Origin of the sequence: Microcoleus sp. BROC3 (genome assembly GCF_036702515.1) — a bacterium.
In the GTDB taxonomy this organism is placed as follows: domain Bacteria; phylum Cyanobacteriota; class Cyanobacteriia; order Cyanobacteriales; family Microcoleaceae; genus Microcoleus.
Window position 1 is genome coordinate 12,267 of sequence record NZ_JAUBTQ010000031.1, and the last position, 19,883, is coordinate 32,149.

11 protein-coding genes are annotated in these 19,883 nt (G+C 46.7%); 3 read left to right on the forward strand and 8 right to left on the reverse strand.

Annotation, left to right across the window (positions count from 1 at the left end; all coding sequences use genetic code 11):
* Position 1 precedes the first annotated feature (1 nt).
* The 3 genes from QUB30_RS19965 to QUB30_RS19975 form a co-directional block, all read right to left on the reverse strand.
* Positions 2-3,946 carry a PAS domain S-box protein gene (locus QUB30_RS19965; protein WP_333336719.1) on the reverse strand — a complete coding sequence of 1,315 codons (3,945 nt, stop codon included), beginning with the start codon at positions 3,944-3,946 and terminating at the stop codon, positions 2-4.
* Between the two features lie 538 nt (positions 3,947-4,484).
* A complete protein-coding gene (locus QUB30_RS19970; protein ID WP_445300523.1) occupies positions 4,485-7,223 on the reverse strand; it encodes a family 10 glycosylhydrolase in 2,739 nt (912 codons plus the stop codon).
* A gap of 355 nt (positions 7,224-7,578) precedes the next feature.
* Positions 7,579-10,317 (reverse strand): DEAD/DEAH box helicase, encoded by a 2,739-nt coding sequence (locus QUB30_RS19975; RefSeq protein WP_333336724.1) that lies wholly within the window; start codon positions 10,315-10,317, stop codon positions 7,579-7,581.
* Between the two features lie 245 nt (positions 10,318-10,562).
* On the opposite strand from QUB30_RS19975, the gene QUB30_RS19980 reads away from it, so the two are divergent.
* A complete protein-coding gene (locus QUB30_RS19980) occupies positions 10,563-11,696 on the forward strand; it encodes a succinylglutamate desuccinylase/aspartoacylase family protein (RefSeq protein ID WP_333336727.1) in 1,134 nt (377 codons plus the stop codon).
* Positions 11,697-11,765: 69 nt separating this feature from the next.
* Here the strand turns inward: QUB30_RS19980 and QUB30_RS19985 are convergent, their stop codons facing one another.
* From QUB30_RS19985 to QUB30_RS19995, 3 genes are all read right to left on the reverse strand, one after another.
* Positions 11,766-13,127 (reverse strand): protein kinase domain-containing protein, encoded by a 1,362-nt coding sequence (locus tag QUB30_RS19985; protein ID WP_333336729.1) that lies wholly within the window; start codon positions 13,125-13,127, stop codon positions 11,766-11,768.
* Between the two features lie 114 nt (positions 13,128-13,241).
* Positions 13,242-13,643, reverse strand: a complete 402-nt coding sequence (locus QUB30_RS19990; protein ID WP_333336731.1) for an endonuclease domain-containing protein — start codon at positions 13,641-13,643, stop codon at positions 13,242-13,244.
* A gap of 526 nt (positions 13,644-14,169) precedes the next feature.
* Positions 14,170-15,552, reverse strand: a complete 1,383-nt coding sequence (locus tag QUB30_RS19995) for a serine/threonine-protein kinase (protein WP_333336733.1) — start codon at positions 15,550-15,552, stop codon at positions 14,170-14,172.
* Positions 15,553-15,910: 358 nt separating this feature from the next.
* Between QUB30_RS19995 and QUB30_RS20000 the strand changes: the two genes are divergently transcribed.
* Complete coding sequence (locus tag QUB30_RS20000) at positions 15,911-16,921, forward strand: cysteine peptidase family C39 domain-containing protein (protein WP_333336735.1); 1,011 nt, start codon at positions 15,911-15,913, stop codon at positions 16,919-16,921.
* 359 nt (positions 16,922-17,280) lie between these two features.
* On the opposite strand, the gene QUB30_RS20005 is transcribed toward QUB30_RS20000, so the two are convergent.
* On the reverse strand, positions 17,281-17,769 hold the full coding sequence (locus tag QUB30_RS20005) for a hypothetical protein (protein ID WP_333336737.1): 489 nt from the start codon (positions 17,767-17,769) through the stop codon (positions 17,281-17,283).
* A gap of 276 nt (positions 17,770-18,045) precedes the next feature.
* A complete protein-coding gene (locus tag QUB30_RS20010) occupies positions 18,046-19,074 on the reverse strand; it encodes an isochorismatase (RefSeq protein ID WP_333336739.1) in 1,029 nt (342 codons plus the stop codon).
* Positions 19,075-19,151: 77 nt separating this feature from the next.
* Here QUB30_RS20010 and QUB30_RS20015 point away from each other — a divergent pair, with 77 nt between their 5' ends.
* Positions 19,152-19,883 carry a TVP38/TMEM64 family protein gene (locus QUB30_RS20015; RefSeq protein ID WP_333336742.1) on the forward strand — a complete coding sequence of 244 codons (732 nt, stop codon included), beginning with the start codon at positions 19,152-19,154 and terminating at the stop codon, positions 19,881-19,883.

Below are 19,883 nucleotides of genomic sequence, written 5' to 3' on the forward strand. Positions count from 1 at the left end.
TTTACTGTTTTTCGCTGATATCGATTATGTTCAAAATTCTGTCATATTCAAAATTATTAATGCAATCTTGAAGCTTGGCCGCAAGAGAGGGATTGACAGTGCCGATTTGTGCGATCGAAGTCGCGATCGCCTCCATGTCCACACTCAAAATATTTTGCTTGAATTCGGTCATCCAGTCTGGAGAAAGAGAGGCAAAAGCCTCCGGTGTCAGCACCTCCTGACTTGACTCCCCTATACCTGCCCCACTGACTGCGGTTGGATCTTCATAAATATAGCGTACTCCTAAATGTTTTCCCATTGCCACAAAAATGTCCTCCTCTCGGAATGGTTTCCGCATAAAATCATCGCAACCAGCCGAAAGAATCACCGCCCGTTCTTCCTCCAAAACGCTAGCAGTCAGGGCAACAATCGCCGTTGCTTGCCCGCCAGTTGTAGTTTTAATTTGTTTCGTTGCCTCGTAGCCATCCATCACGGGCATTCTCATGTCCATCCAAATCAGATGCGGTTCCCACTCCATAAAAATCTCCACCGCTTCTTTACCGTTATTAGCTTCTCTTAACTCAAATCCAAGTGGACTGAGAAGTTTGACCAACAGTTGGCGGTTCAAAGGTTTGTCGTCCACAATTAGCAAGCGATAACTTGGCTGATTCGGTTCGAGGGCAACGACTCGACGTTGAGTTTTTTTGCTTTCAATATCACCAGCTTCAACCAGATGAACTTGGATGTCAAAATGAAATACTGCACCCTTTCCGAGGTGGCTGGTTACAGTAATTTCACCTCCCATTAATTGCACGAACTGGCGGCTAATCGCTAAACCTAAACCCGTTCCTTCCTGAGAATCTTTACCTGTTTTTGTCTGCACGAATGCTTCAAACAACTGATGGATTTCATCAGGAGCAATGCCTGCACCGGTATCTTGAACTTCAAAATGTAGCGAGTAGCGATCGGGCAATCGATCGCGGCTATTTTGGTCTACACCCCGCCTTCCTCCTTTGATTTGCACGGACACTCCGCCTTGTGAAGTGAATTTAATTGCATTGTTGAGCAAATTAATTAAAACTTGGCGCAATTTCACTTCATCGGTACAAATATAATGGGGCACTTCCGCGCCCCGCTCGAACACTAATTGCAAGCCTTTTTCCTCAGCTTTGAGAGCAAACATATCTTCTAAATCGTCGAGCAGTCTGTACAAATCGAAGTTTTTTTCATAGATTGTAGTGCGTCCGGCTTCAATTTTTGACAAATCTAAAACTTGGTTAATTAAAGCCAGCAAATGTTCGCCGCTGCGCAGGATAATTGCGACATCTTCTTGATTTTCAGGAGACAGAGTTTTACTGCGGATCATGACTTGAGCAAAGCCGATGACCGCGTTCAGAGGCGATCGCAGTTCGTGGCTCATATTGGCGAGAAAGGTACTCTTAGCTTTGTTTGCTGCTTCCGCCGCTTCTTTCGCCTGCTGCATTTTGATTTCCGCTTGTTTGTTATCAGTAATGTCTTTAATAAAACCTTCGTAGTAAAGTAGATTTCCTGATTCATCGCAGACAGCGCGACAATTTTCCGAAATCCAGATTATGCTGCCATCTTTGCGGTAGATTTCCGATTCAAAGTTGGATAGTATCCCGTACTCGTCGATCAGCGCTGCAAATTCGTCGCGGCGGTTGGGCTTCACGTAAAGCTGGTTCTTGAAATTGGGCTGTGCTGCTATTAATTCTGCGGGCGATTCGTAACCGTAAAGCTGAGCTAAACCGGGGTTAGCGCTGATGTATTTCCCGTCACTAGCAGTTTGAAATATTCCATTCAAAGCATTTTCATAAATGTTGCGGTACTTTTCTTCTGCTTCCCGCAGGGCAGTTTCTGCTTGTTGGCGATCGGTAATATCGCTCGAAATCGACAAAAAACAAGCTTCTCCCTCAATATTGATGGTTTCTATAGACAGCAGCGCCGTCCTTTCTGTACCAGTTTTATTGCGAAACCTCAGCTCATAATTGTGAATTGCTGTCTTGTCTTTTAACATTTGAATCATGCGATCACGCTCTTTCAAACTCGCCCAAAAGTTGAGTTCAACCGCTGTTTTACCGATAATTTCTTCCTGGGTGTAGCCCATCATCCGGCAAAAACTCTCATTAACTTCTAGGTGGCAACCGTCACTGATTCTTGTAATTGTAATCGCATTCGGACTCGAACGAAAAGCTTTAGAAAACTTTTCTTTTGCCTTAGCAAGATCTGCGGTACGTTCGGCAACTTGCACTGCTAAATTTTGGTTGTACGCCCTTGATAATTTCTCCGCTAGTTTGCGCTTCGTAATATCTTGAAAAGCGCACATTCCGTAAATAATATTTCCTTGGGCGTCGTAAATAGGAGTCCCCCAAACTTGCAGGGGAACAGTTTTGTTATTGGAGGAGATTTCAATGTCATCAACAATTACACTTTTGCCCTGCAAAGCATTTAAAATTGGGTCGCGTTCCGCCGGGTAAATTTCCTGAGTTCCAGCTAAATAAACTCGGTATAATTGGCGCAATTTTTCGGCATCTGCTGCCACAATTCCTTGACATAAAAGTTTCTCTCCTGTAGGGTTAATATAGTGAGGTTGACCGTTTGGCTCTGCAATAAAAATGCCTAGCGGTACTGCATTGAGAAATTGTTTGACTCGGCTTTCGCTTTCCGAGAGGGAAGTAAATGAATGCTGCAATTGCTCTGCCATACTGTTAAAAGCAGTGGCAAGTTCTCCGAGTTCATCTTCGCGATTCAGACTGAGCTTTGTATCCCATTCATTCCGCGCCAAAGCTTTCGCCGCCGCATTCAATCTTAAAATCGGCCTCACCACCCATTTAGCAGTAAGAATCCCCAGAATTGTCGCCCCAATCAAAGCTGCAACCGACAGTAAACAAGTGGTGCGGGTATTGAGGTTAATTTGCTCCATAAAGTCGGACTCGGGTACAACTACTATAATTAGCCAATCCAACCCTCGATCGTCTTTAAAAGGAGCTACCTGAATAAAATTTTTCTTGCCGTCAACATCAAATGTAAGCTGTTGAGAATTAGAGATTTTAGCTAAGCTGTCGTAGGATTTCTCTAAATGCTGTGCGGTTTGGCGAATTACCGGATTCTCGCTTTCTGAAGCTTTGATACGTCTGGTTTCTTTACCTTCCACCACGAATTCTTGACTCGCCGTTGAAGTGGCAATTAACATCCCCGATCGCTCCATCACAAAAGTTTGTCCCGATTTGCCAATTTTGAGGTGAACGAGAAATTCTTTGATTCGGGAAAACAGCAAATCGCTGCCAGCTACTCCTAACAATTTGCCAGCGTCATCGTAGATAGGCAAAGCAGCAGTAATTGCCAGTTCCCGAGTCAAAAAATCCGTATAAATTTGACTCCAAATAGGTTTTTTGGCCGCTGCTGCTGCTATGTACCAAGGGCGAACTCGCGGGTCGTAAATATCGGGTGAAATTTGCACTAATTGAACGCGGTTTCCCTGAGAGTCAGCAGTATATCGAGCTAATTTATTGCCAGTAGAGCTGTCAGCAGCCGATATCAAAGTCTGGCTTTTAGTGCGGATTGCTCCCGAGTGGTCTCCATTTTTTGTGGCTGTGTAAATGATGCTGATCGAATCAAAATATTGAATTTGTTCGAGAAAATGAAGTTCTAGTTTTTGTTTTTCTTCTAGGTTCAACTGCCCCAATTTTAGGCTTTGAACGTTCAGGTGATTGACAATGTGGGGAATTGACATATAATTTTCCATGCGGTCTTTGATGCGATCGCTAATTTCTCCCCGCAACTGAGCGGCCACATCGTTGACTGCCCGCTGACCGTTTTGGAACGACAGCCAACCTACAACTCCTACCGTGCCGACAATTTGCACTAAAAAAGGAACTACAAGCACAGTTTGTAATGGAGCTTTGCCGATAATTTTGGTAGCAAAGCGATTGAGCGGTTTAGAAAACATAGTCATCTTAAGAGGAATTAGGAATTGGAAATGGGGAATTGGGCATTGGTAATTGTTTTGAGTTCTGATTGGAAATCATCTTCCCTTTGCTCTTCCTTTTCTCCTTCTCCTGTAGTTTACTGACAACAGTACCGTCGATCAATTTCAATCAAAATAGCGTATTTCTAATCAGATTTTTTTCGTAACTGCTGATACAGATCGCCCAAGCGCGATCGACCTAAGTCGAAATCATTTGATTTATTGCACCATTCTCAATAAGTCTTGGACGGGCGGGCTAGAAGAGCAACGGCCCGCAATCAAACTCACTATTCGCGGAACGGGCCCGAAAGCCTGTTAAGCGAGAATGGTGCAACATCTCAGTTTAAACTGAGATATTGCACCATTATCAATAACCCTTCTATGGGCGGGCTCTCCGACCCACCCCACAAGAAAATACACTTGTTGTGGAACAGGGCGGAAAGCCTGTTAAGCGAGAATGGTGCAAGATGTGAGTTTAAACAAACAGTAGCTAACCAGCACTCCGCCCAAAAACCTGCATTTACCTGCGATTCAACTCCATCCTTTCGCCGTAACGCAACAGCATATCCAAACTATCCAAACGATTTTGCCAAGTTTGAACTTGATAGCTATTTTCAGCAGAATGCAAGCGCATCGAAGATTGAAATTGAGATTGAAAACTCCTTAACAATCTTTTAGCAGTTGCTAAACTTTCCGTTGAAGGATTTGCCGCCAATTTGCTCAAAGCTTGCGCCAATTCATCCGATCGACTTTCCAAAACTTTCAGTTCAGATTCCGACACCCGCAACTGATTGTTAGCCAACAAAAAACTCCATTCCTGCTTGAGAGCAGTATAGCGCGAAGCAGCCGCTGCAAACGGCTGTCGGTAAGGAATCGGCTCCGCAGCAGAAGTGGAACGCACCGGCCGGCCTTGAGTGCGGTTAAAAAACCCCTGCATCGCGCTGCTGATACTTTCCACCGCAAAAATAGCATAGCCCCCAGTCGGCAAATCGCGCAAAGCTTGAATTTGGTCGATCGCCACAACTTCCGGGAGAGTCAACAGCTTAACCGACGGAGAAATCAAAGCCGAACCGAGCATTTGTTCCTTTACCAGCGGTTCGGTGATGCGCTGAAGTCGGTTAGTATCCAAAGCATAAGTCATCGGCACAATCAAATCTACAATGCCCTGACGAGCCCAAACTTCCCAATTTTGCTGAATTTTGTAAATCCGCTGACTTTCCGGGTGCGGAAACACCGCCACCGACAGAATAGTGCGCGGATAATTCTGCCGCAAAAGCTGAGAAACTTCAGCTACAAAAGTATTAATTTGATTAGTTTTAAACTCAACCCACTGCCGCCACAAACTGCCGTCCCTGGGGGAAATATTCACCGGATCTGCACCAGTCAACTGCCTAAATTGCTGCCTCGCCGCAATACCGTAACCGTAAGTAAAATTCGCATTGTCATCTTGAAAAGGATAGCGAATATAGTCTAATTGTACCCCATCTACTTTGTAGTTGTTGGCAATTTCGCTGACAATTTGCAGCACATAATTACGCGCTTCCGGGTTAGCAGGATCGAGATAAAACTTACCATCGTTAGGATTTTGCGTGCGTCCTTTATTGTCAATATTTGCCCACTGTGGATGAGCGGAAAGCACCGGCCCGGGATAAGAACTAGGCTTGCCAATTAAAGTATTGTGGCGCTTATTTCCTGCGGCAAAAACCCAAACCCAAGCGTGCAGTTCCATGCCTCGATCGTGGGCTAATTTAACCGCAGATGCCAGCGGGTCCCAGCCAACTGTCAGGGGATTTTGTTGCGGTGCAACTTGACTGGGATAAATCGTATATCCGGCATTCAAAGTTTCAAAGAAAACGGTATTGATACCGGCGGCGGCGAGCCGATCGAACACGGAGGCCAAACCCTGCTCAGATCGCGCTGCGACGATCGTCCCGCGATCGAGCCAAACCGCCCGAATTTCAGCCCCAACGCGCTGTCCTTCCTTCGGGTAATTTTGCCACAGCAACTGCCGCGCTTCCACCCACTGCTTTCTAGCCTCCGCGTACTTTTGCTCTTGCAGGAGTTGGTCGAAAGTTTGCAAAACCTGCCGCGCAGAGGCGATCGCCCCCGTCCTGCTCGATTGCAGAACAGGCGGGCGACTGGCTGCCGGGCCGCCGGCACTGTTGCTTGCCGCCACCAGTTGAGGGGCGGTAGCAGCATTGAGATTAACAGGCGTATTAGCTGAATTAGCTGCTGTCAGGGCGCTTTCAAACCTGCCGAGGAGGTTGGTGAGTTCTTGGCGCATCAAATACGCTTCAATGCTGACGATCGGCTTATTGGAATTTGCCTGCACGTCCAAACCCGCCGGCGCAGACTGATCTGAAGGGTCTGTAAAAGTTGCAGGTACTGGATCGGGAAGCGCACCCGAGGGAGAAAGTCGGCTCAGTGGGGTACTGCGCGGCGAACCAGGCGTGTTTCTAGTAACTCTGGAGGGGGGATTTGGTAGTGGGGTCGCGGTTGCTGTTGGCGGTGCAGCAGGCGAGCCGATCGTGCCTCCCCAGCGGGCGATCGAGGCCCGCAGCCAAGCCGTGTCTACATTGGCCGAACCGTCGCTACCCCAGCGCCAGCCGAGATAGGTAGCGCGATCTGTGGCGATGGCTGCCGAGGAACCGGAACTATCTTTCCAAGTAGCGACAGTTTGACTGTTTGCGTCGGCCGGAATCAAGACACCGCCTAGGACTGAGGCATTTTGTTGTGCAGTCGGCACCCAATTGCTAGAAGTAGTGCAAGCAATATCTCGACAGCGGCTGCGCGCTTGTGGCGTCGCCCGCTGGGTTAACGGAAAAGCCCAATAGGCCCCGAGGAGCGATCGCAAAGATTGGCGCACCAAGGCAGGGGAACTGCGGCCGACGGGGCCCGAAGCAATCAAGCGGCCGCCCTGGGAGGCCCAAGCTTCTAAAACTTTAATTTGTGCCGGAGTCAAAGTTTCAATGTTGGGCAAAAACAGCACGTTAACGCCTGCTAAATCCGCCGTACTTTTGATTTCTTCGAGATTGATTGGTTTGTAAGCAATGCCGCTTTCCCAGAGGCGCGTGGTAATCTTCACCCAATCGGGAGAATTCTCGGAACTGCGAACAACACCCAGAACTACTTCTGCGAAACTCGGAGAGGGAAATAAGATAAAGAGATTGAGTAATGTACTCGCTAGAGTTCCAATTAAGACTCTTTGCAAGAAAATGAAAAAGCGAGTTTTTTGAGCCTGAGAGCAGACATCAGGCATTTGATGAGGCTTATTGATTTGTTGCATAAATATGAGAATTACCCACCACACCGCTAGAGAAAAATTCAATAACAATTAAGAGCGATCGAGCGATTTTAGATTTTAGATTTTAGATTTGGGATTTGGGATTTGGGATTTGGGATTTAAATCTGGGTCTATTCCTCATGACAGTTGACAGGTGACTGTTTGGACATTTGAACAATACCGATGCAACCGGAAACGATTTTAGATTAAAACCTGGGTGCATTTGGGTTGAAAAACCCCAAATACAATTTAGATGCCGCACAGCTTACAGCCAACTGTCAACTGTCAACAGTCAACAGCCAACAGCCAACACTCAACTGTCAACACTTTTCTAACTTGCAGCTTCATTCACCGGGAATCTATCGATTAACTGCATCGCCCGACAAGCATTCCTCCGCAAAGCATCCGAAACATGAGGAACATGAGGAATCTGAGACAAGAAATCCAAAGTCCGGCGCAAAATCCGCACCACATCCCCTTCATCCAAACTCGTATGGCTAATCAGTTCCAGCCATTCAACGCCCAGAGCCCACTGTTCGACCAAAGTCACTAAATCCCGTTCCAGCCAAATCGGGATGGCAGCTTCGTGACGGTACTGAACTTGAAACAATCGGCGGCGCAGGCCTTTTTGGAGATTGTCCAAAGGTGCCAAAACTTCCGGCGACAGCGAGTAGTGAGTCCAACTGTCCGGCCTGGAAACTTCTGTAACTAAGGCCGCGCAAGCAGCAGCGAGGTGGTGGGGGTCGAGTTCGTCAAACTCCGCAGACATCAGGGACAAACCCAGCCACAGTTCGTTATCGCCGCGAATGGCGGCGCAAGCTTGACCCAAGATTGTGGGCACCAACCTGTCGGAGGAGTCATCTCGGTTTCCAGTTGCCGAAACTACTCTTTCCAAGCAGCCGAAATTCAGCAAGATGTCAATTAAATTGAGAAATTGCTCCCAGTAGCGAGCTCGCTGCTTTTCTAACTCTTGTTCGCTTTTGCGGATTTCTTTTTTCAATTCTTCCCGGCGGCGCTGGCGTTTGAGCAAAGTACCGGGATTGCCCCATTCTAGAACCGGGTGAATTTCTAGCTTAGCTTCTAGGGCTGCGATTTTCCGCTGTTGCTCGATCGCCTCTGGGCTCGGTTCCGGTGTCGGCAATTGTGGGATCGATGCAGCAATTGAAGCAGTTTCTTCAGTTCCCAAACGGCACTGGCCGAGTCTCAGAGCCATTTCCGGCGGCGGGTTCAAGGTATCTGCAACGCTCAAGCGGGGTAATTCGGCGTGCAGGCTAGCGACATCGCTAATGGCGACGACATACCAGCGGTTATCTTTGCCCAAGCACACCAAATTTGGTGCTTGGCCAGAACCTGCGATTTTGGCAACCAATACGGCGGGTACAGGATTTGTGTGCGATCGTTTGGCTGTCGGAACGTGCTTGCCTTTGAGACTCATAACCGTGCCGAGCACTGCAAAAGCCACAGCTACGGACATCTCCTTAAATCTGGCTTCTTCAGCTTGCTGCAAGAGAATTTTGAGCAAACGTTTGTCTTCTTTGAGTCTTGCCTGCAATTTTTCGTAATGGGCGAGCTCTTTTTCCAGGGTGGAGACATTGCCTCCAGCCGCCAGGGACTGTTCGAGCACCGCCAATTCTGTTTGCAATCGGTCTAATTCTTCTTGCTGCGGCTGCAAGTACAAGGTAGACAGGTATTGACCAAAACTCCGCTCTACCAACTCTTGAGCTTCGTCGAGAGTGTGAGTTTGCAGCAAATTCAGCACCATGCCGTAGCTGGGCGTAAACTGACTGGCGAGGGGGTCGGCTTTGGCTGTTGCCAAATAAGAGGCTTCTTTTGCGCCTTCAAAGCGCGTCTGAACTGCGACGACGTGCCCCAGCTTGTCCATGCCCCGCCGACCAGCCCGACCGGCCATTTGCAGGAATTCTGAAGCGTTTAGCAGTCGGTGTCCCTTGTCGGTGCGCTTGGACAGGGTGGAAATGACTGTGGTGCGGGCGGGCATATTAATCCCGGCTGCTAAGGTTTCGGTGGCAAATACGACTTTAATCAAACCTCTGCCAAAGAGTTCTTCTACTAAACCTTTCCAAGCGGGCAAAATGCCTGCGTGGTGGGCGGCGATGCCTTTTAAAAGAGCTTCTTTTTGACCGAAGCGTTCTGCTTCTGGGTTTCGCTGTAAAAAATCGTCAATGATGCGTTTGAGTTCGGCTGTTTCGGCTTCGTTAACCAGGGAGAAATTGCCGACTTCTGCGACTGCTTGGTCGCACCCGCGACGGCTGAAGATGAAGTAAATTGCTGGTAGCATATCTCGATCGTCCAACCGCGCCAAAACATCGGTCAAACTCGGAGTGGGGATGCTGCCTCTTTCTACTTTTTGCTGCTTCTTTTTGGGGACTAACCGGACATTCGCTCTTTTGCCGGTCTCGTCTAGCAGGGGAAATATCCCTTTTTGGTTGGCGAAGTGGAATTGCAGCGGCACTGGCCGAAAGTCTGAGTAGACGAGTTCTGTGGGCCCGTGGACTTTGTTAATCCAGTCTGTGAGTTGCTCGCTATTGGCAACGGTTGCTGAGAGGGCGAGAAGTTGAATTTCGCTCGAACAGTAGATGATGGATTCTTCCCAGACGGTACCGCGCTGGCGATCGTTCATGTAGTGACACTCGTCGAGCACCACGGTTTCGACTCCGGTGAGGGAAGTACCGACTTCTCCGATCGGCGTACCGTAGAGCATATTCCGAAATATTTCGGTAGTCATCACCAAAATCGGCGCATCTCGATTGACGGAGATGTCGCCCGTCAGCAAACCTACGTTGTCGTCTCCAAATTGACTGCGGAAGTCGCGCAGCTTTTGGTTAGAAAGTGCTTTGAGGGGAGTGGTATAGAAGACGCGCCGCCCCCTGGAGAGTGCTTGATGGATGGCGTATTCCCCGATTAACGTTTTCCCAGAGCCTGTGGGAGCACACACGACAACCGATTTACCTGCATCGAGGGCGGCGATCGCCTCTCTCTGAAAGTTATCTAGCTCGAATGGAAATATGGTCTTCAGATCCAGCTCTGGGCGGTTCTGGGCAGTGTCTGGCACAAGGATTATTATAAGGTTGCAGGATAAGTATGCTTAAATCTTGCTGAAAGCAAGTCAGCAGAGGACTGTATTGATTTTAAACCTTCGCCACCAAATCGGCTAGGAAGGAATAAGTCTGTTGGCAGTTGTCATTAGTCATTAGTCATTAGTAACAATTACCAATTACCAGTTACCTGTTTGGCTCATGCCCCATCCCCCATGCCCAATTCCCAATTCCCAATTCCCAATTCCCCGTTTCCTTCTCTATGATTCCAGTTATTTCGACTATTCCTGTGGTGCAGCTTGCTTCTGGCGATCGGCTTTCACTGCAAGTCTATCAGTTCCAAGGTGCGATTCCCGGCAAAAAAGCTTATCTCCAATCTAACCTCCACGGCGCTGAGATTAGCGGTAATGCTGTGATTTACCAATTAATTGAGTTTTTAAGGTCTTTGGACAGCAGTCAGTTAATCGGGGAAATTTGGCTAGTTCCGGTTTGCAATCCTGTGGGTGTCAGCCAGCGATCGCACCATTTTTCTCCTGGTCGCTACAATCTTTATGATGGAGTAAATTGGAACCGGATTTTCTGGGATTTTGAAAAACAAGGGGAAGATATTCTAGGTTTTGCTAAGTCTCACATCCATCTCGATGCCGATACTGTCAAAGTTAATTACAGAAAAGCGATTGCTTTGAGTTTTGCTAAAGAGTTAGCAAAACTTAACGCTCCTAGTTGCGGCCCCTACAGCGAACTTTACCGATATCAGCTACAATCTTTGTGTTTGGATGCTGACTATGTGCTGGACTTGCACAGTTCTACGAATCAAAGTTTAGATTACCTTTACTGTTTTAATTCCCGCGAGGAGAGTGCGAAACCTTTTTTGCTCGATCGTGCAATCTTGATGAACGAGTACGACGGCGATGCTTTTGACGAGGCGTTTCTCAAGCCTTGGCTGGCTTTGGAGAAGAGTTTGGCCCAGTTGGGAAGTGCGATCCAATTTGACGTGGAAGCTTGGACTTTAGAATTAGGTTCGGGGATGGAAATGAATCCCCAGTCGGTCGCGAATGGCTTGCGGGGAATCAAAAATTACTTAGCAAGTAAGGGTTTATTGAAAATAGATGGATTTCCCCTCCCGGAAACTGCGAATCATCAAGTTATTTTTACCCCCAAGAATTCCGCGATCAAATACTACGCGCCGGCGGGAGGGATGATTCAAAATCGAGTGCAATTGGGGAGTTATGTCAAAAAGGGCGATCGGCTTTATCAAATTCTCAGTTTTAATAAGAATGGGGAATTTCCCAGTTTGGTTTATGTTGGTGCTGAGTCGGATGGCTTCATTTTTGATGTTTCGACAAATCAGTCAGTAAATCAAGGAGAGTATGTGTTGTCTGTGATGGCAGATTGAGAATACCAAGAAACCCGGTTTCTTGAAGACACCGGGTTTCTGAAAACCTATGGGTAGTCGAACCATACATTACGATATGCTATTGAATAGGGCTTGTTTAAATTCCGCTGCACTTTTATAATAAATTTCAGGATTGTCAATTAAAGCGCGATCGATAACTGTGGCTAGCGGTTGAGGAATGGCTGAAGTGCGATCGCGCACAGGAACCGCATCATTTTGTAAAACCGCCAAAAACGGGTCTTGATCCTCCAAATTTCGCGGGGAATATCCCGTTATCATCACATACAAACAAGCAGCCGCCGCCCAAACATCAACATCCGGTTGCGTGTACTTATAATTTACTACCTGCTGTCGCGGCATAAAATACGGCGTGCCCACAACATTACCAGTCATCGTTTGGCCGCTTAAACCCGCTTGGTCAAAAGCCTTTGCTAACCCATAATCCCCTATTTTGGCAACTTGTTTCCCACCCACATTCGCCAGAAAAATATTCCCCGGTTTCAAATCTCGGTGAATCAAACCCCGTCCTTTTGCAAAACTACCATCAGCCAATCTGACATTGGGAATTTCTGCATTGTGCGTATAAGTTAAACCCTCTAAAACTTGCAAAATAATAGCCACAGCCTCACCAATCGGCAAAGTGCTGAAACCGCGTTTTTCCATCAAATCCACAACACTGCCACCGTCGCAGTATTCCATCGTGAAAAAGAAAGTTTCATCAGCATAACCAAACTCTTTTAATCCTACCACATTGGGATGTTTTAAAACTTTCATATTTTCAACTTCCCGCAAAAACCAATTAACAGCCCGCTGATGTGCCGCTACTTTTGGCAGCATCACTTTCAGCGCAACTTGTTCGTTAGTCCGCTTGTGTCGCGCCAAATAAACTAAACTAAAACCGCCCCTACCCAACTCTTTGAGCAAAACGTAATCGCCGAGAACTCCGATATGGCTTTCATTCGCCACTGCTTTCAACAGAAAAGCTTGCAGCATTTCCCACAGATTTGCTTGATTTGAGGGAATGACAGGGGGTGTTTGGTGTTGGAGAGTTTTGACAATTTCCGGGTCAAGGGCAACGCCAACTCGAAAAGAAGTATCGCTGAGTGTAAATTCATCTCCCTTTTGCAAGTCGTATTCTGGGAATTGAATTTGAGCAGCTTCTTCGGGAGTTTGATGAGCTTCTCGTTGACCGATTTTTTTGCCATTAACAAAAGTGCCATTTTTGCTACCGAAATCGCGCACCCGGATATCGGGAGGATTGATATCCAGCAAGCAGTGATAGCGGGAAATCGTGCGGTGTTTTTCGTCGTCGGGAATTTTGGGATAGCAATCTTTGGCGCGGCCAATAATGCAAGTTGTGCGGGTGTCAAAGGTAAATTCTCGGCCTTTGAGATTCCCGGAAGTGATGGTGAGGGTAACTTTTGAGCTCATATCGATTTCGTATTTGGGATTTTGGACTATCGAAACTCTTACTCCCCCCCCCCTTAACAAAGGGCTAACTCTTACTCCCCCCCCTTAGCAAGGGGCTAACTCTTACTCCCCCCCTTAGCAAGGGGGGGCTGGGGGGGGTAAAACACCCGATGCTCTCAACGATTGAATCCCCTCTACAATAACCTCTAAAACCCCCTCCAAATTATGATAAACATCCTCATTAGTAAACCTCAAAAAATTAATCCTTGCCGCTTCAATAAACTCTTGCCTTTCTGCATCATATTCTACAGCGCCATCCACAAAATGGCTGTCACCATCAACTTCTAGTGCTAACTTGATTTCCGGCGAGTAGAAATCTAGCACAAATGCTGCTACGCTATATTGTCTGCGAAATTTACAGTTTTCAAGCTGTCTGTTTCTTATTTGTTTCCATAGCAGCTTTTCAGCTTCTGTCATTTCTGTGCGAAGCTTCTGTCGCTTGAATTTTTCTGAGGTTCTGTTGTAGAGTTTTGTCATTGTTATATAGGATTTTAACCCCCCCCAGCCCCCCCTTGGTAAGGGGGGGAGTAAGAGCGTTTTTTTAGTTTGTTCGTTGGTTGTTTAGATTTATTCCCCCCCCGGCCCCCCCTTGGTAAGGGGGGGAGTAAGAGCGTTTTTTTTATTTTTTCGGAGGTTGTTTGGTTTTTTAACTGCCGAAACCATCCATATGCTTCGCCCAATTCACGCGAGTAAACTCGAATCTTCAGGGTTATCACTAATCAGCGCGGGTTTACCAATATGTGCGGTGGGAAATCAGATAAATCAAATTCTAAAACATCGGAATTGTATCTGGCGCGGAGGGCTGGGCGAAGCATTCTGGCAATATATTGTCGGTTTTGAAGCTCATATTTTTTGCCGAATGCTTCGCCCCTACAGTTAATAATAAAGTTTATCTTAGAGTCATGGTAACTCGGGGTTTTAGGCATTAGCTTAGAAGTGGATTCGTGGAAAAAGTTGGGTTCGCAAGTCTTAATAAAAATCTTAAACGCTTAGATATTACAGTCTACAAGTCTCGACGCGAGAGAAGAATACACTCCCCCCCTCCCCACGTCCACCCCCAAACCCAAACCACGGGGAGGTGAGCTTCTGGTGCTTTCTCTGAAAAAGTGAGCTCATTGTAGTACAGCCATTCGTTCTTTTTTCTCCAACCTACCCGATCGCCAAACTTTTCCCAAACCTCACTATCATACTCCCTAGTTCCCCCCAGACTTTTATAAATGCGCTTCTGCACGCTAAAGCCGAAGCGCCCATTGCTGTATTTTACCCAAAGTTGGTCAATGGTACGCAAGTCCTCGCAGGGAAAATTATCAATACTTTCTGTATTCAGCCCTCCTTCTTTCTCTCTACCCGCCACCTTCAACATAACTCTCGCCGTTTCCTCATCGGCTTCTCGCCACTTTTTAGCCGCCAATAAATTCTGCAAATTTGTATAATCCATCCCCACGGCTGAAATCACTCGCGTAGTCTCAGCAGGCACTGGTTTCGGTATCAGCAAATCCAACCATTTCTGCACCGACTGCGGGCGATTTTCCGGTTCCAATTCCATCCCTTTCACAATCGCCGCATTCACCCTGTCGCTAATCTTAGAATTGTGTTGCTTCGGCGGAGTTAAAGGAATATTTTGCTTTCTGAATTGCGACGGAAACGGCAACTCACCAGTCAACATGACATAAAGCGTTGCTGCTAGGGAATAAACATCAGTATAAGCACCAAGTTCAGCGCGTTTTTCTAATAATTCGATGGGTGCGTAACACTCAGTCCCGGAATTGCTATTTGTCCTCAATTTGCCCGGTGCCGTCACCTGTCGCGCTAAGCCAAAATCAATCAAAACTGCACCCCCCTGGCCCCCCTTATTAAGGGGGGAAGAAGAGAAGGGGGGATTTTCTCTTACTCCCCCCCTTACCAAGGGGGGGCTGGGGGGGGTTCTTAGCATAATATTTTGGGGTTTCACATCGAGATGAGTAAATCCTTGCTTGTGAACAAAACTCAGAGCACTTCCCACTTGTTGAATAATTGGCAAAGCTTTTTCTTCCGACAAAATGCCGTTATCTTCGAGATATTCTGCTAAGTCAGTTCCGTCGATTAATTCCATCACCATGCACCACAATTCTATATTTCCTGCCATTTCGGGAAATACTTCGTAAACTTGGACAACGTGGGGATGGCTGCACTTGGCTAAAGATAAAGCTTCGTTGACAAATTTGGTTTGGAATTCGCGAAAGTTTGGCTTACCTTGAACGTTGGCATTTAGGGTTTTGATGGCGACTACTTTACATTCTTTGCGGTTTTGAGCGCGGTAGGTGACACCGAATCCGCCACCGCCGAGGATTTCTTCGATTAGGTATTTGCCGTCGTGGAGTTGTTGTCCAGGGGGCCAGTGCCTCATAATGGGTATGTGAGGATGTGGAGAGGATGGTTTTGATTATAGCTGAGATGGGGGGAGTTTGTTGGATGCACGCTCTAATTTGTAGGGTGCATCAGTGAGTGGAGAGATTCTTGATTGTTGTGAAGATTCATGCTGAGGAACCTTACGATTTAAGGTTTGTGTAAGGTGCGTCAGTGCGGAGATTATCGATTTTTGAGAAGATAACTCACGCTGACGCACCCTACTATTTAAAGTGACGGTTTATGGTTGAATGAAAATACCGATCGCATTATGAAATCTCGCAGCAGTTGACTGAGGTCGATCGCATAAATGTTACAACCTAGTTAAGCGACCATATTCTGAACTTATGGAAATACTTGTGACGCTGGTGCTGGGTTCGGTGCTGTTGGTCTGGGGAATACGCTTCGGACGGGTGTTAGTTCGATCGGGAGTGACGGCTAATGATTTGTTTAAGGGCAGAAATTCGATCGCCCTGCTGTTTTTGGGTTTTTATATTGCCTTACTGCTACTGGCTCTAAATCTGCCTCAAATGCCAGCTTTGCCGATCGAGTGGCGCTTTCACGGGATGCAAGTTACTTGGACTTTGCTGAGGGCGATGTTGATGGGAGTCTGCGGTATTGGGTTTAGTATAAGTTGGCTGACAGCGCGATCGCAAGTAATCGCAGTAATTTTAATTGGCTTGCTGGGATTGGCAGGATTTACCAGCGCTGAAGCGTATTTTCTGGCACCAATTTACACTGATTTAATCGATAATTTGCAGCCAAACGGTGTGTTTCGGCAAACATCTAGCAGCAGTTGCGCGCCGGCGGCCCTAGCAACAGTCTTAAGGCGTTGGGGAATCGATGCGACGGAATCGAGTGTAGCGCGTTTTGCCGGTACGAGTCGCTTGGGAACTTCGATGCCACAAATAATTGTGGCAGCAAGAGCTTTAGGTGTCAATGCGATCGAACTAACGCCGACTTGGGAGCAAATTCAGCAAATTAATCGCCCCGGAGTGCTAGCAGTTTGGCTGTTTGACGGCCCTCGGAAGCTACCGCACGCGGTGGCTTTGCTGGGAATGAATGACAGTGTAGCTGCCATTGGAGACCCGGCGCGGGGCAGGATTTTCTATTTAGATAGGGCAACTTTTGCCCAGATTTGGCGAGAGGAATACGTGCCGATTTTTCGTTCGGCCGATATCTTGTTAAGTGACAAACAAGCTATTGACTATTTGAGGAAATTAGGATATAATAGCGGCGATTTGAAAGCAGATATCGAGCGGTTTCAAACAGGTAAAAAATTAAAAGTCAGCGGCAAGTTAGACCGGATGACTGAGTTAATGTTGAGCGGTATTTTTTTGGAAGGAGTCCCCCGATTGGATGGGAAATAGTTATTAAAAATCGTCAAATGCAGAGGCAGTCTTGATGCAGAGGGAAGAGGAATTGTGCAGTTTTTTTTTAACAATCTTTGAGTCATTCGTTCATAATGATCGCAAATATTCGATCGCCCCAGCAGATGATCGACGATCGCACCTTCCTAGCGTGAAGGCATGAAATTACCAATGTAACCGTAGGCAGTTGCATCTAATGTGGTGCGTTGCTTCCGATAACAAACGGTTTCTCTGCCAGAAAGTCCGAGAGGGCTTGAAAATCAGCGCAGATTACCTGACTGATTTCTTCATGATTAGGACGACCGATTGCCTACATTTTCATTCTATATTTTTACGGTATATCGCAGCTTTGCCACGCCTCACCGTTTTTGACAATTTGGAACATTTGAATCGCTCATTTTAGGCTCAGAAAGTTTGACTTCCCATCCATTTGAATTCCACCAATTAACTCGCTGATTCGGCTGAATCCAGAAGTTTAGCTGCGCGATTTTGCCATCCTCAAATCTGAGTTTTGGAAAGGTAGGGTAACTGGTATCATCGGTTTCGCGGTAAGTGCGTCCCAGGTAATTAATGCAGGTTGTTAATCCCTCGGCAATTCCCAATTCTTCCACTCCAGTTCCCTTCAATTTCGCATCATCGTAGCTGAAAGAACCCTTGAATGAATTGCCGGCTAACCTGCCTTGGGTAACAGTGACGGTGAAATCGTAGGTGACGGGAACTGCGCCGGCTTTGGTTGCAGTTAAAGATGTGCTCAGAAGAGTCGTGGCGATGGCCACCGATAGTTTTGAAATTGCTCGCACACTCACATCCCGAAAAAGAACAACACTATAAAATTCGCTTTCAGCCATCGGGAAACTCCTTAACTACGGTTCTATCGTAAGTGATTTACCCGATAGGATATCATAAGTAATCAGTTAAATCAGTCCTGGAGGCAAAAACCCGGTCTCTGCACGTAATTTGGTCATATACGCTCGAATGTGACAACGAGAAACAGGTTTTTTTTGGGAAGCGTGCGTCCAGGAATGTAAATGCGCAGCAGACTGCCAAGCGAACAAAAATTACCGCCTATGGTTAATAATGTATACTTTTTTGGTACTGAAAACCCCAACAGAAAACGATTGTCTTTAATCGCCCAGGATTAACTGAGTAGATTTAACAACATTCATTCCCGCCGCCGCAAATTTTTGATAAGCTGCATCTGCTTGTTCCGTAAAATCAACAACACCCGGAACAACCACAGGCGAAGTGCAATCTTCCAGCAAATAAACCTTCTTTGCCAAATTCGGCTCTCGCGCCAAAATTTCCGTTAACAAATCATCAATTGTCCAAGCAACGCAGTGACTTTTGGCTTGTCCGGCAATAATTACTGCATCAAAATCGAGTAATTTATCAATAAACTTAGCATTCTTTTCAGCAATCGGATTGCCGTCGAACCCATCTAAAACTTCTGGGCGCAAAACCGAATAGTTTTCTGTTAGCGGATTCCCGCCTTTGATTTCAAAAAGTGCTTGACTGTTGCGGGCTATTGTATGAAAAAATATTGCTTCTTCAACGGCCGAAACCAGGGCGTGTCCGATGCCGCCCAGCATCGAGTGATAGGGCCAAATTGTCAGGGGATATTTCCCATCGGCGCTGAGTTTTTTGACGTAGTGGCAAGCCTGTTTTTCCAGTGCTGAAAAATTGTCCGCGCTGATGCTGTGGGCGATGGCTGGATTGACTTTCCAAATGCCTTTTTGGACATCTTCGAGTGTAATAGAAGTTGCGGCTGGTATGGGGTGTTCGCCTGCTTCGTCGATCCAAAAAATAGGATGAAAAATTTGCATGGCGGTGTGGGTATCCATTGTCGGCGCAATGGTTGTAATTGCGTTTAAATTGCGGTAGATGAATTCGCACAACCGCAGGTTATCGTCTACTGCACCGCTACCGGAACGCCCGCCCACAAATAGTTCAAATTCTGGCAAGCAAAAGGTATTTTGGGCGTCGATTATCAGCAAACAAGTCTGATTTTTGTCGCTGGCGGCGGGCTGGATGCTGTGCTGCTTTGCCCAATCTTTCGCTTGGGGGGCGCGTTCTCGGTAGGGGACTCGCCAGACTTCGCCTAATTTTTTGGGGTCGAAAAATTCGGGGATTGGAAGTTGGGCTTTTTGTGTCATGACGATCGCTTTTAGGGTAGTTTACAGTAATAATTTAAGTTCGGAGTATAATGCTGATAAATATTTGCGGGTGAATCATGGCAAAAGAACGAATTCAAGATTATGCTAGGGTAAAACTTAAACGCATCATGTTGTTTTTTTCGATCGCCCTTTTGCTCGCTCTCTTAATTGTAGCAACTAGATATGCCTACGTTCAAGATGTTTTGAGAAGTCTGTTAATGCAGATCGAGGATTTAGGCTGGTGGGGGCCAGTGGCTTTTATAGCTACTTACAACTTGGCTACTGTGCTGTTTGTACCGGGTTCGTTACTGACGCTGGGAGGGGGGGCGATTTTTGGTTTGTGGTGGGGTTCAGTTTACGTATTTGCGGCGTCCATTTTAGGTGCTGTATTTGCTTTTGCGATCGGGCGCTATTTATGCCGCGATCGCGTGGTAAAATATATGGAATCTCACCCCAAGTTTAAAGCTCTCGATCGCGCAGTTTCCCAACAAGGATTAAAAATTGTTTTTTTGACTCGTCTTTGTCCTTTATTTCCTTTCAATTTATTGAATTACGCTCTGGGAATTACTCAAGTTTCTTTGAAAGATTACGTGCTAGGTTCCTTTGGCATGATACCGGGTACAATTATGTACGTTTACTCGGGTTCTTTGGTGGGAAAGGTTGCTGCGATAGGCACGGAAACTGTGTATACAAGTCCTCAAGATTCCGCAGTAAAATGGTTGATTAATGTTATCAGTTTTCTTGCTACTGTCGCTGTTACTGTCTTTATCACTCGCATAGCCAGCAAAGTTTTGAAAGAAAGTATTTAA

Bases quoted from the DNA above. Each gene is read 5' to 3' on its own strand.
- QUB30_RS19980 (WP_333336727.1), top strand. From the start codon at position 10,563: ATGATTCCAGTTATTTCGACTATTCCTGTGGTGCAGCTTGCTTCTGGC.
- QUB30_RS20005 (WP_333336737.1), bottom strand. From the start codon at position 17,769: ATGGCTGAAAGCGAATTTTATAGTGTTGTTCTTTTTCGGGATGTGAGT.
- QUB30_RS19990 (WP_333336731.1), bottom strand. From the start codon at position 13,643: ATGACAAAACTCTACAACAGAACCTCAGAAAAATTCAAGCGACAGAAG.
- QUB30_RS19965 (WP_333336719.1), bottom strand. From the start codon at position 3,946: ATGTTTTCTAAACCGCTCAATCGCTTTGCTACCAAAATTATCGGCAAA.
- QUB30_RS19985 (WP_333336729.1), bottom strand. From the start codon at position 13,127: ATGAGCTCAAAAGTTACCCTCACCATCACTTCCGGGAATCTCAAAGGC.
- QUB30_RS19970 (WP_445300523.1), bottom strand. From the start codon at position 7,223: ATGCCTGATGTCTGCTCTCAGGCTCAAAAAACTCGCTTTTTCATTTTC.
- QUB30_RS20015 (WP_333336742.1), top strand. From the start codon at position 19,152: ATGGCAAAAGAACGAATTCAAGATTATGCTAGGGTAAAACTTAAACGC.
- QUB30_RS20010 (WP_333336739.1), bottom strand. From the start codon at position 19,074: ATGACACAAAAAGCCCAACTTCCAATCCCCGAATTTTTCGACCCCAAA.
- QUB30_RS19995 (WP_333336733.1), bottom strand. From the start codon at position 15,552: ATGAGGCACTGGCCCCCTGGACAACAACTCCACGACGGCAAATACCTA.